General features: G+C 69.5%; 9 protein-coding genes. 6 read left to right on the top strand and 3 right to left on the bottom strand.

All coding sequences use genetic code 11. The features are described 5' to 3' along the window. Positions 1-210 precede the first annotated feature (210 nt). The 4 genes from OG293_RS07810 to OG293_RS07795 all read left to right on the top strand — a co-directional run bounded on the left by OG293_RS07810 (position 211) and on the right by OG293_RS07795 (position 4,843). The gene (locus tag OG293_RS07810; RefSeq protein WP_405998039.1) at positions 211-2,754 is read left to right on the top strand and encodes an ATP-binding protein; all 2,544 of its coding nucleotides are present in this window, start codon (positions 211-213) and stop codon (positions 2,752-2,754) included. A gap of 139 nt (positions 2,755-2,893) precedes the next feature. Continuing rightward, complete coding sequence (locus tag OG293_RS07805) at positions 2,894-3,580, top strand: response regulator (RefSeq protein ID WP_405998038.1); 687 nt, start codon at positions 2,894-2,896, stop codon at positions 3,578-3,580. 33 nt (positions 3,581-3,613) lie between these two features. Next, positions 3,614-4,021 (top strand): OB-fold nucleic acid binding domain-containing protein, encoded by a 408-nt coding sequence (locus OG293_RS07800; RefSeq protein ID WP_405998037.1) that lies wholly within the window; start codon positions 3,614-3,616, stop codon positions 4,019-4,021. A gap of 3 nt (positions 4,022-4,024) precedes the next feature. Then, positions 4,025-4,843, top strand: coding sequence for a DUF3159 domain-containing protein (locus tag OG293_RS07795; RefSeq protein WP_405998036.1), 819 nt, complete (start codon positions 4,025-4,027; stop codon positions 4,841-4,843). Between the two features lie 123 nt (positions 4,844-4,966). On the opposite strand, the gene OG293_RS07790 is transcribed toward OG293_RS07795, so the two are convergent. Both OG293_RS07790 and OG293_RS07785 read right to left on the bottom strand, forming a co-directional pair. Next, positions 4,967-5,644: a potassium channel family protein gene (locus OG293_RS07790; RefSeq protein WP_405998035.1), complete on the bottom strand. Its 678-nt coding sequence runs from the start codon at positions 5,642-5,644 to the stop codon at positions 4,967-4,969. Next, positions 5,644-6,312, bottom strand: coding sequence for a potassium channel family protein (locus OG293_RS07785; protein ID WP_405998034.1), 669 nt, complete (start codon positions 6,310-6,312; stop codon positions 5,644-5,646). The genes OG293_RS07790 and OG293_RS07785 overlap by 1 nt, the downstream gene beginning before the upstream one ends. Before the next feature lie 179 nt (positions 6,313-6,491). Here OG293_RS07785 and OG293_RS07780 point away from each other — a divergent pair, with 179 nt between their 5' ends. Together OG293_RS07780 and OG293_RS07775 are read left to right on the top strand one after the other, a co-directional pair. Further along, positions 6,492-8,540, top strand: coding sequence for an APC family permease (locus tag OG293_RS07780; protein ID WP_405998033.1), 2,049 nt, complete (start codon positions 6,492-6,494; stop codon positions 8,538-8,540). Between the two features lie 84 nt (positions 8,541-8,624). After that, positions 8,625-9,953 carry a class I SAM-dependent RNA methyltransferase gene (locus OG293_RS07775; protein ID WP_405998032.1) on the top strand — a complete coding sequence of 443 codons (1,329 nt, stop codon included), beginning with the start codon at positions 8,625-8,627 and terminating at the stop codon, positions 9,951-9,953. Positions 9,954-10,545: 592 nt separating this feature from the next. Here the strand turns inward: OG293_RS07775 and OG293_RS07770 are convergent. Continuing rightward, the gene (locus tag OG293_RS07770) at positions 10,546-12,486 is read right to left on the bottom strand and encodes a DNA/RNA helicase domain-containing protein (RefSeq protein ID WP_405998031.1); all 1,941 of its coding nucleotides are present in this window, start codon (positions 12,484-12,486) and stop codon (positions 10,546-10,548) included. Between the last annotated feature and the right edge of the window lie 104 nt (positions 12,487-12,590).

Here is a 12,590-nt window from a genome sequence, read left to right as displayed (position 1 = left end):
CCCCTTCGGGGGCTGGTGCATCCGCAGTCTGCCCGCGGCCCGCGGCGGTTCCGGATCCCCGGACCGCCACGGGCCGCTTCGGTATGCGGCGGGCGCATCAGAATCGCGTCAATACCGCAGCTGAGGGTCACCCGGTGCCCGGATTGTCCGGAACGCTGGCCGTAAGGTCGACGCAGCGTGAAGGTGCGGATTCCGAAAGACAATGGGGCCATGGGACGCGGCAAGCTACGGATCTACCTCGGTGCGGCGCCGGGCGTCGGCAAGACGTACGCGATGCTGTCCGAGGCGCACCGGCGCGTGGAGCGTGGCACCGACTGCGTGGTGGCCTTCGTCGAGCACCACGGACGCGCCCGCACCGAGGTGATGCTGCACGGCCTGGAGCAGCTTCACCGGCGCGAGATCGACTACCGCGGCACGGTCTTCACCGAGATGGACGTCGACGCGGTCCTGGCACGGCGTCCCGCCGTCGCCCTCGTGGACGAACTCGCGCACACCAATGTGCCGGGCTCACGCAACGCAAAACGCTGGCAGGACGTCGAGGAACTGCTCGCGGCCGGCATCGACGTCATTTCGACGGTCAACATCCAGCACTTCGAATCGCTGGGCGACGTCGTCGAGTCGATAACCGGCGTACGGCAGCGCGAGACCGTTCCCGACGAGGTCGTCCGCCGGGCCGATCAGCTCGAACTGGTCGACATGTCGCCCCAGGCCCTGCGGCGCCGTATGGCCCACGGCAACATCTACACCTCGGACAAGGTCGACGCGGCCCTGTCCAACTACTTCCGCCCCGGGAACCTCACCGCCCTGCGCGAGCTGGCGCTCCTCTGGGTCGCCGACCGGGTCGACGAATACCTCCAGCAGTACCGCGGCGAGCACAACATCCGCTCCACCTGGCAGGCCCGTGAACGCATCGTCGTCGGCCTCACCGGTGGACCCGAAGGCCGCACCCTCATCCGCCGCGCCGCCCGGCTGGCCGAGAAGGGCGCGGGCGGAGAGGTGCTCGCCGTCTACATCGCCCGCAGCGACGGGCTGACCTCCGCCTCGCCCAAGGAACTGGCCGTCCAGCGCACCCTCGTCGAAGACCTCGGCGGCACCTTCCACCACGTCATAGGCGACGACGTCCCGCACGCCCTGCTCGACTTCGCCCGCGGCGTCAACGCCACCCAGATCGTCCTCGGCGCGAGCCGCCGCCCGAACTGGCAGTACGTCTTCGGCCCCGGCGTCAGCGCCACCGTCGCCCGGGAGTCCGGGCCCGACCTCGACGTCCACATCGTCACCCACGACGAGGCCGGCAAGGGCCGCGGACTGCCGGTCGCCCGCGGCGCCCGGCTCGGCCGCTCCCGGATCATCGCGGGCTGGCTGACCGGGGTCGCCGGTCCCGTACTGCTCTCGCTGCTGCTGACCAGCCTCGACGACAGCCTGGGGCTCGCCAACGACGTCCTGCTCTTCCTCTTCCTGACCGTGCTGTCCGCGCTGCTCGGCGGGTTGCTGCCGGCCCTCGCCTCGGCCGCCGTGGGCTCGCTGCTGCTGAACTACTACTTCACGCCCCCCACCCGCACCCTCACGGTCAGCGACCCGAAGAACATCGTCGCCATCGTGATCTTCTTCGCGGTGGCCGTCGCGGTCGCCTCCGTCGTCGACCTGGCCGCCCGCCGCACCCATCAGGCCGCCCGGCTGCGGGCCGAGTCCGAGATCCTCTCCTTCCTGGCCGGCAGCGTCCTGCGGGGCGAGACAAGCCTGGAAGCGCTGCTGGAGCGGGTCCGCGAGACCTTCGGCATGGTCTCCGTCGCACTGCTGGAGCGGCAGAGCGACGTCGAGCCGTGGACGTGTGCCGGCAGCGTCGGCCCCAGCACCGTCGCACGTCCCGAGGACGCGGACGTCGACATGCCCGTGGGCGACCACATGGCACTCGCCCTCTCGGGCCGGGTCCTGCCCGCCGAGGACCGCCGGGTGCTGTCGGCCTTCGCCGCGCAGGCCGCGGTCGTACTGGACCGCCAGCGCCTGGTCGGACAGGCCGAGGAGGCCCGCAGGCTGGCCGAGGGAAACCGGATACGCACGGCCCTGCTCGCCGCCGTCAGTCACGACTTGCGCACCCCGCTCGCCGCCATCAAGGCGGCCGTCTCCTCGCTCAGGGCCGACGATGTCGCCTGGTCCGATGAGGACGAGGCGGAGCTCCTCGAAGCCATCGAGGACGGCGCCGACCGCCTCGACCATCTCGTCGGCAACCTCCTCGACATGTCCCGCCTCCAGACCGGCACCGTCACCCCGCTCATCCGGGTGACCGACCTGGACGAGGTGGTCCCGATGGCGCTCGTCGGCGTGCCCGCCGAGAGCGTGGATCTCGACATCCCCGAGACGCTGCCCATGGTCGCCGTCGACCGTGGGCTGCTGGAGCGAGCCGTCGCTAACATCGTGGAGAACGCCGTCAAGTACAGCCCCGACGCCATCCCCGTCACCGTCGCCGCGAGCGCACTCGGCGACCGGGTCGAGGTGCGGGTCGCCGATCGTGGGCCCGGTGTCCCCGATGACGTGAAGGAGCGGATTTTCGAACCGTTCCAGCGCTACGGTGACGCTCCACGCGGTGCCGGGGTGGGCCTCGGTCTCGCGGTCGCCCGTGGCTTCGTCGAGTCCATGGGCGGCACCCTGGCCGCCGAGGACACCCCCGGCGGGGGCGTGACGATGGTCCTGACCCTCAGGGCGGCCCCGGGCAACACCTCCATAGCCGCCGATCTGCCCGCCCGGGTCACCTCGTGACCGGGACGGCGGGACGGAAGCAGGCGGGACAGAAGGCGCAGACGTCAGCTCCGGCGACAGGCACTGCGCCTGCTCCGGCGACAGGCTCCGCGACAGGTCCGGCGACAGCTCGGACACCAGTGCAGAAAGGCAGGCCCCGATGACCCGGGTGCTCGTGGTCGACGACGAGCCGCAGATCGTGCGCGCCCTCGTGATCAACCTGAAGGCGCGCAAGTACGAGGTGGACGCCGCTCCCGACGGTGCGACCGCGCTCCAGGTGGCCGCGGCCCGCCACCCCGACGTCGTCGTGCTCGACCTCGGTCTTCCCGACATGGACGGCGTCGAGGTGATCAAGGGCCTGCGCGGCTGGACCCGCGTTCCGATCCTGGTCCTCTCCGCCCGGCACACCTCCGACGAGAAGGTCGAGGCGCTGGATGCCGGCGCCGACGACTACGTCACCAAGCCGTTCGGCATGGACGAGCTGCTCGCCCGGCTGCGCGCCGCCGTCCGCAGGGCCGAACCCGTCGGCGGCGGAGACGACGACGTCGTGATCGTCGAGACGAAGGGCTTCACCGTCGATCTCGCGGCGAAGAAGGTCCACCGGGACGGGCGCGATGTGCGGCTGACCCCGACCGAGTGGCATCTGCTCGAGGTACTCGTACGCAACACGGGCCGGCTCGTCAGCCAGAAGCAGCTGCTCCAGGAGGTCTGGGGCCCCTCCTACGGCACCGAGACGAACTATCTGCGGGTCTACATGGCCCAGCTGCGCCGCAAGCTGGAAGCGGACCCCTCGCACCCCGAGCACTTCGTCACCGAGCCGGGCATGGGCTACCGCTTCGAGCGCTGATTCGAGGACAGACATGGCCGGTAGTCTTGACCCATGAGTGCCGCACCCCGCTCCGACAAGGCTGAGAAGCCGGCCGGGCGCTTCCGTCGCATGCTCGACCGGCTGTCCTCCTCCCAGCAGGACCTCGAGTCCGAGGAACTGCGTGAGGACGCGCAGGCATCGGGGTGTACCCGCATCGCCGAGTGCGGTGACCGCCAGATAGTCAGGGTGGCTGGTACCTTGCGCACCGTCACCCTGCGTCCGAGGGCCGGTGTACCCGCGCTGGAGGCGGAGCTCTTCGACGGTACGGCCCCGCTGGACGTCGTCTGGCTCGGCCGCCGGTCCATCGTGGGCATCGAACCGGGCCGCAGGCTCATCGCTTCGGGCCGGATCTCCATGAGCCACGGCCGCCGGGTGCTGTTCAACCCCAAATACGAACTCCGACCGCTCGGACAGGAGTAGCCGGTGACGTCTTTCGACAAGCCGACCCCCGCCCACTCGACCGCGCACGACCAGCAGAAGCAGGACAGCGACGCCAAAGCAGTGACGGAGGCGGCGCTGTTCGAGGCCTTCGGTGGCGTGCGCGGCATGGTGGAGACGGTTCTGCCCGGACTGCTGTTCGTCTCGATCTTCACGGTCAACAAGAACCTGCACGTCTCCGCGATCGCCGCCCTCGCGGTTTCGCTGCTGCTCGTCGCCGTCCGGCTGATCCGCAGGGACACCGTCAAGCACGCCTTCAGCGGCGTCTTCGGGGTCGCCTTCGGTGTGGTCTTCGCGATGATGACCGGCAACGCCAAGGACTTCTATCTGCCGGGCATGCTCTACACCCTCGGCCTGGCGATCGCCTACATCGTGACGACGATCGCGGGCGTCCCGCTGATCGGTCTGATCCTCGGCCCGGTCTTCAAGGAGAACCTCTCCTGGCGGACCCGGAACCCGGGCCGCAAGAAGGCGTACGCCAAGGCGAGCTGGGCGTGGGGGCTTATCCTCCTGGCCAAGTGCGCGATCCTCTTCCCGTTGTACTGGTGGGCGGACACCACTCAGCTCGGCTGGGTCCTGATCGCCCTCAAGATCCCGCCGTTCCTGCTGGCGGTGTATCTGACCTGGGTCTTCCTGGCCAAGGCACCCGCGCCGATCGACGTCTTCGCGGAGATGGAGGCGGAGGAGCAGGCCGAGAAGGAGCGCGAGCGCGCGGCCGGGCGGTTCGACGAGACGATGGAGCCCCTGGTCGACGAAGGCGTCCAGCGGCTGTCGGACGGTCCGGCCAGGCACCGCAAACCGTAGCCGCGTACCGCGACACCGCCTCACCGCATCCGTCGCGGGGCGGCTCACCGCATACGCCGCAGGGCCCGGATGCCGTCCTGGGATCCGGGCCCTGCGGCGTGCGGACGACCGGCGAACCGGGCGTCAGCCCGTCGCGTCCTCGCGGCGGACCGACAGCAGGTCCTCCAGCTGCTCCTCGCGCGCCTGGGCCGCCACGAACAGCAGCTCGTCGCCCGCCTCCAGCGTCTCCTCCGTGCTGGGAGTGAGCACCCGCGAGCCGCGGATGATCGTGACCAGCGAGGTGTCCTCGGGCCATGCGACATCCCCGACCGGAGTGCCGGCCAGCGCCGACTCCGGCGGCAGCGTCAGCTCGACCAGGTTCGCGTCGCCGTGGCTGAAGCGCAGGAGCCGTACGAGATCGCCGACGCTCACCGCCTCCTCCACCAGGGCCGACATCAGACGCGGCGTGGAGACGGCGACATCGACACCCCAGGACTCGTTGAAGAGCCACTCGTTCTTGGGGTTGTTGACCCGGGCCACCACGCGCGGAACGCCGTACTCCGTCTTCGCGAGCAGCGAGACGACCAGATTCACCTTGTCGTCACCGGTGGCCGCGATCACGACGTTGCAGCGCTGCAGCGCGGCCTCGTCCAGCGAGGTGATCTCGCACGCGTCGGCCAGCAGCCACTCCGCCTGCGGCACCCGCTCGACCGAGATGGCGGTCGGCGCCTTGTCGATCAGGAGCACTTCGTGCCCGTTCTCCAGCAGCTCGCCCGCGATGGAACGGCCCACCGCGCCGGCGCCGGCAATAGCGACCCGCATCAGTGACCGCCCTCCTCAGGGCCTTCGGCGAAAGCCGCCTCGACCTTCTCGATCTCGTCCGTACGCATCATCACGTGGACCAGATCGCCCTCCTGCAGCACGGTCTGTGACGTGGGCAGAACCGCCTCGCCCAGCCGGGTGAGGAACGCGACGCGCACGCCCGTCTCCTCCTGCAGCTTGCTGACCTTGTGACCGATCCAGGAGGCGGAGGTGTGCACCTCGGCGAGCTGCACGCCGCCGCTCGGATCGCGCCACAGCGGCTCCGCGCCGGACGGCAGCAGCCTGCGCAGCATCTGGTCGGCCGTCCAGCGGACCGTGGCGACCGTGGGGATGCCCAGGCGCTGGTACACCTCCGCACGCCGCGGGTCGTAGATACGGGCCGCGACGTTCTCGATACCGAACATCTCGCGGGCGACCCGCGCGGCGATGATGTTGGAGTTGTCGCCGCTGCTGACGGCGGCGAAGGCGCCGGCTTCCTCGATCCCCGCTTCACGCAGGGTGTCCTGGTCGAAACCGACCCCCGTGACGCGGCGTCCGCCGAAACCGGAACCCAAGCGTCGGAAGGCTGTGGGGTCCTGGTCGACGACGGCGACCGTGTGCCCCTGCTGCTCCAGGGTCTGCGCGAGAGCGGCTCCCACTCGCCCGCATCCCATGATGACGATGTGCACGACCGTCCTTCCGGCTGGCAATGGTCTTGTGCTCAGGCTTAACAGGGTCTCAGACCGCGGCCCAAGCTACACACGCGCGGTCCGCGCAGGGACCCCTTACGCGTGCGGAACAGGAGATTCCGCGGCCGAGGGGGGTGGTGGGTGGGCATGGCGCATTTCGAACGCTTACGATCCTCTGCGTGTCCAAACTGACCGACCTCCCCAAACGGATCTTGATCGGGAGGGCGCTGCGCAGCGACAGGCTGGGAGAAACACTCCTCCCCAAGCGCATCGCTCTGCCCGTCTTCGCCTCCGACCCGCTGTCCTCGGTGGCGTACGCGCCGGGCGAAGTGCTCCTGGTGCTCTCCATCGCGGGTGTGTCGGCCTACCACTTCAGCCCGTGGATCGCGGCCGCGGTCGTGGTGCTGATGTTCACCGTCGTCGCCTCCTACCGGCAGAACGTGCACGCCTACCCGAGCGGCGGCGGCGACTACGAGGTCGCCACCACCAACCTCGGCCCCAGGGCCGGCCTCACGGTCGCCAGCGCGCTGCTCGTCGACTACGTCCTCACCGTGGCCGTGTCGATCTCGTCCGGGGTGGAGAACCTCGGCTCCGCGATCCCGTTCGTGGTCGAGAACAAGGTTCTCTGCGCCGTCGCCATCATCATTCTGCTGACCCTGATGAATCTGCGCGGAGTCAAGGAATCGGGCAAGCTCTTCGCGATCCCGACCTATGTCTTCGTCGCCGGTGTCTTCATCATGATCGCCTGGGGTGCGTTCAAGGGCCTCGTCCTCGACGACACCATGAAGGCCCCCACCGCCGACTTCGCGATCAAGGCCGAGCACCAGGGCCTGGCCGGCTTCGCCCTCGTCTTCCTGCTGCTGCGTGCCTTCTCCTCCGGCTGCGCAGCGCTCACCGGCGTCGAGGCGATCAGCAACGGCGTCCCCGCCTTCCGCAAGCCGAAGAGCAAGAACGCCGCGACCACGCTGGCCCTCATGGGCGCCCTCGCCGTCACCATGTTCTGCGGCATCATCGGCCTGGCCATGGCCACCGACGTGAAGATGGCCGAGCAGCCCGCCAACGACCTGCTGCGCAACGGCGTCCCGGTCGGCGACGACTACGTGCAGGACCCGGTCATCTCCCAGGTCGCCGCCGCCGTCTTCGGAGACGGGACGTTCTTCTTCGTCGTCCTGGCCGCGGCCACCGCACTCGTGCTGTTCCTGGCCGCGAACACCGCGTACAACGGCTTCCCGCTCCTCGGTTCGATCCTCGCGCAGGACCGCTACCTGCCCCGCCAGCTGCACACCCGGGGCGACCGGCTCGCGTTCTCCAACGGCATCGTGCTGCTGGCCGGCGCGGCCATCCTGCTGGTCTGGGTCTACGGCGCCGACTCGACCAAGCTCATCCAGCTCTACATCGTCGGCGTCTTCGTCTCCTTCACCCTCAGCCAGATCGGCATGGTCCGGCACTGGAACCGCCATCTGCGGACCGAGAAGGACCAGGCCAAGCGTCGGCACATGGTCCGCTCCCGGGCGATCAACACCTTCGGTGCCTTCTTCACGGGCCTGGTGCTCGTCGTCGTGCTGGCGACGAAGTTCACGCACGGCGCCTGGGTGGCGCTGCTCGGCATGGTGATCTTCTACGGGACGATGACCGCGATCCGCAGGCACTACGACCGGGTCTCCGAGGAGATCGCCGCCGCCGAGGAGCGCCCCGACGACTATGTGCGGCCGTCGCGCGTGCACTCCATCGTCCTGGTCTCCAAGATCCACAGGCCGACGCTGCGCGCCCTCGCGTACGCCAAGCTGATGCGTTCCGACAAGCTCGAAGCCATCAGCATCAGCGTCGACCCGGCCGAGACCAAGGCGCTCAAGGAGGAGTGGGAGCGGCGCGGCATCAATGTGCCGCTGAAGATCCTCGACTCCCCGTACCGCGAGATCACCCGGCCGATCATCGAGTACGTCAAGGGGCTTCGGCGCGAGAGCCCGCGGGACGTGGTCAGCGTCGTCATTCCCGAGTACGTGGTGGGCCACTGGTACGAGCACCTGCTGCACAACCAGAGCGCTCTGCGGCTCAAGGGTCGCCTGCTGTTCACGCCCGGCGTGATGGTGACCTCGGTGCCGTACCAGCTGGTGTCCTCGGAGGCCGCGAGGAAGCGGGCGAGGAAGCGCCAGGAGTGGAACGCGCCCGGTTCCGTGCGCCGCGGTCCCGTGGACCAGCGCCCCAAGGAGCCCAGCGGGAAGGGCTGAGGGGTCCGCGCACCCACGTAGACTGGGGGGCTGCCGTCCGCACACGGACGGCAGCCCCTCTCGCATCCCTGGAGTCACCCCGCCATGCAGAACGCATCCGAGTCGTCGTTGGTCGGGGAGGAGTACGAGGTCGAGGTCGGACCCGTCGCACACGGCGGCCACTGCATCGCCCGTACCGAGGAAGGGCGGGTGCTGTTCGTACGGCACACACTGCCCGGCGAGAAGATCGTGGCCCGTGTCACCGACGGCGACGAGGACTCCCGCTTCCTGCGCGCCGACGCGGTGAAGATCATCGAGGCGTCCAAGGACCGCGTCGAGGCGCCCTGCCCCTACTCCGGTCCCGGCAAGTGCGGCGGCTGCGACTGGCAGCACGCCAAGCCGGGCGCGCAGCGCCGCTTCAAGGGTGAGGTGATCGCCGAACAGCTCCAGCGGCTCGCGGGCCTCACCCCCGAGGAGGCCGGCTGGGACGGCACGGTCATGCCGGCGCCCGGCGACAAGCTGCCCGCGGGCGAGGTGCCGGCCTGGCGCACGCGCGTGCAGTACGCCGTCGACGAGGACGGCCGCGTGGGACTGCGCAAGCACCGTTCGCACGACATCCAGCCGATCGACCACTGCATGATCGCCGCGCCGGGGGTCAGTGAGCTCGGCATCGAGTTGCAGGACTGGCCGCAGATGGCCTCGGTCGAGGCGATCGCGGCGACCGGATCGAACGACCGCCAGGTCATCCTCACCCCGCGCCCGGGCGGCCGGCTGCCGCTGGTGGAGCTGGACAAGCCGGTCTCGGTGCTGCGCGTCGACGAGAAGGACGGCGGGGTCCACCGGGTCCACGGACGTGCCTTCGTACGCGAGCGTGCCGACGACCGCACCTACCGCGTCGGCAACGGCGGCTTCTGGCAGGTCCATCCGCAGGCAGCCGACACGCTGATGAAGGCCGTCATGCAGGGCCTGCTGCCGCGCAAGGGCGACATGGCGCTCGATCTGTACTGCGGGGTCGGCCTGTTCGCGGGCGCCCTCGCCGACCGGGTGGGCGAGAAGGGCGCGGTGCTCGGCATCGAGTCCAGCAAGCGCGCCGTCGAGGACGCGCGGCACAACCTCCAGGGCTTCGAGCGGGTGCGCATCGAACAGGGCAAGGTCGAACAGATCCTTCCGCGCACCCAGATCACCGAGGTGGACCTGATTGTGCTCGACCCGCCGCGCGCGGGGGCGGGCAAGCAGACGGTGAAGCACCTGGCGGGCCTCGGCGCGCGACGCATCGCGTACGTCGCATGCGACCCGGCGGCGCTGGCGCGGGACCTGGCGTACTTCGCCGAGAACGGCTACAAGCCGCGCACGCTGCGGGCGTTCGACCTGTTTCCGATGACGCATCACGTGGAGTGCGTGGCGATCCTTGAGCCTGCCGAAAAGGGCCGCTGACCTGCGAGTTCGGCAGATGGGCATTATGTGCGCTACGTGCGTTACGGGCGATATCTTGACGCATGTTCGACGCACGTGACGCACGTGACGCACGTTTGACGCACGACCGGCGGAGGTGAGGCGGAGGGGACCTCTCTGCCGGCTCGTCCAGGCACTGATCACAGCATCCGAGGGCCAGGGACACTCCTGGTCGGCCGGAGCAACCGGCGCCGCACCCCGGCCTCACCGCCGCCGCAATGCATCACCCCACTTCAGCATCACCGCGCAAGGACAGACAGTGGGGTGTCTCATCCTCCGGGAACAGGGCCGGAGTTGAGGTAGCCGGGCACTCGGGAACAGGCGTTGTGCGGGCCCGTCGTGGTGTCGCGAATCAGATCTTCTCGGCGGTCACGCGTGGGTGGTCGGTGGTGAGCATGGTGCAGCCCGGCCGCGCGCAAGCGGTGGCCGCCAAGCCGGGCGGGTCGAACCGGGCCGGCGATCAGCGTCGCGCCCAACGTCGCATTGGCCCGATAGCCCGCCCACGTCCACCGGCGGACGTCGTTTCCGCGGCGCGCGATCAGCGTCCCGGCGACCACTTTTCGCACTCGCCCGACTACACGAGGACCGGTGCCTCCACCCCCGACATCGGATGCACCAGCGAGCGCAGCTTCTCACGCGTCTCGGGATCCGTTGAGTAGATGATCGTGCCGACCATGCCCCGCGTCAGCAGCACCTTGTAGGTGTTGCGGATCAGCCGGTCGATGTCGCTGTCCGGCGTCGCCTTCGTGAAGATCGGGTCCTTCGACGCAGACCGGTCCACGACCCAGCGGTCCGTACGCCACACCAGGTCGGGGCCGATGATCACGCCCGACCAGTCGTACTCGAATCCCTGCGCCGTGTAGACACAGCCGACCTGCCCGAAACCGGCCGGATCGGTGGCCCACAGGGGTGCGGGCGGCGCGCCGAGCACGGACCGGTCGCCGTACACGTTCCAGGGCCGCGCCCAGTCGCCGATGACGACGTCGGTGGGAAGCGTCGTCATGTCCGGGGTGACCTTGGTGGTCCACTTCCAGCAGTAGCCGGCCGACATGCGCGCTCCGTAGTCCTCCTCGCGCCGCGCGACGAGGAAGTCCTCGAGTTCCTGAGGGCTTTCGGCCGTCCGCAGCTCCAGCTTGCCGTCCGGCTCCCACACGCCGGGCGTGCCGCTCTCCAGCCCGAGCAGGTCGACGACCCACTTCTCGTACGCGTCACTCCCGCCGCACCGGAACTGGCCGTCCAGCTCCACGACCGTGCAGTCGAGGCCCTGCGCGGCGGCGGCCCGCTTGATCTCCTCCGTCGTCCCCATCTCGCCCGGCCGCACCACCTGGTGCTGGTCGAGCAGGAACACCGGCACCCGGGCCGCGTCGATCAGCTCGGCCACCTGGGGGCGGCCGGTGCGCAGTTCCGCCTTGGTGTAGCGGTTGGCGGAGGTCTTCCGCAGCCGGTGGGCCTCGTCGCAGATCAGCACGTCGAGGTCGTTCGGCTCGGCGTCCATGAAGCTGTTGAAGTACATGAACAACTTCTGCACGACGGGCATGCGCGCCCCGGCGACCTTCCTCATCGTCTTGGTGAACGACGCGGACCCGGTCGCGTGCAGAGCGGTCACCCCACGCCGGTACAGCTCGCCCAGGAGCGACAGTGCCACGACGCTCTTGCCGGAGCCGGGACCGCCGGTCACCACGACGACCTGCTTGTGATTGGACCGCTTCGCCTTGCGGACGGCGGACATCACCTGCTCGTAGGCGACCCGCTGTTCGGCGAGGAGGACGAACTGCTCGCGGTCGCGGATCTCGGCCGCCGCGACGGCCATCAGCTGCTTGGACGGCCGGATCCTGGCGTCGCACAGTACGTCGGCGGCCTCGGCACCGGGCTTCGCGGCGAGCCGGGAGCGCAGGAAGTCCAGGAAGGCGCCGCGCTGTTCACCGGTGTACATCCGCCCGTGCTGGTCCTCCTTGACGCCCCGCAGACCCGCGACACCGAACTCGGTCGCGTTGTGCAGGAACGCCACCCCAGCAAGGGACCTCGGCATTCGTTCCAGCGCGCCGTTGAACGACAGCAGGTACTCGCAGTAGCCGCGGACCTGCTCGATCGGGTTGAGTACGGGGTGCGCGTACGCGTCGATCCGGCACAGCAGCGGCTCGTCCTCCTCCGGGTAGGCCGCGCTCCACTGCTTGAGTTCGACCACGACGTACGACGGTTCACCCGTGGTGGGGTGCACGCCCGCGAGTACGGCGTCCGCGCGCTTGCTGGTGAGGGGCAGGCTGTACTCGATGAGGATCTCGACGTCGTCGAGTCCGGCCTCCATGAGGGCGTTGACGAGGGCCGGGAGGCTGCGTTCCCAGGACCGTACCTCCGGCTGCCCGGCGCGCCGGCCGTGCTGGTGACGGAAGTTCTCGGTCAGATGCAGCGCCAGCGACCCTTCGAGGATGCGAGCGGCCACGGACGCCGCGGACTCACGGAACAGCAAGGCAATGCCCCCAGGCAGCACGAAGAAGACTCGTGCGGGTGGGGGCATGTCCTTCGATGTCCGCCGCGCGCTCTCGCGAGGCGGATCAGGAAGCCCGTCGGGCCGCTGAGATGGTTCTCGCCATCCTAGGTGAGGGTGTTGATCACGGGGAG

The sequence above is a fragment of the Streptomyces sp. NBC_00829 genome (assembly GCF_045161795.1).
Taxonomy (GTDB): Bacteria; Actinomycetota; Actinomycetes; order Streptomycetales; family Streptomycetaceae; genus Streptomyces.
This window is presented reverse-complemented; position numbering and strand designations above follow the sequence as displayed.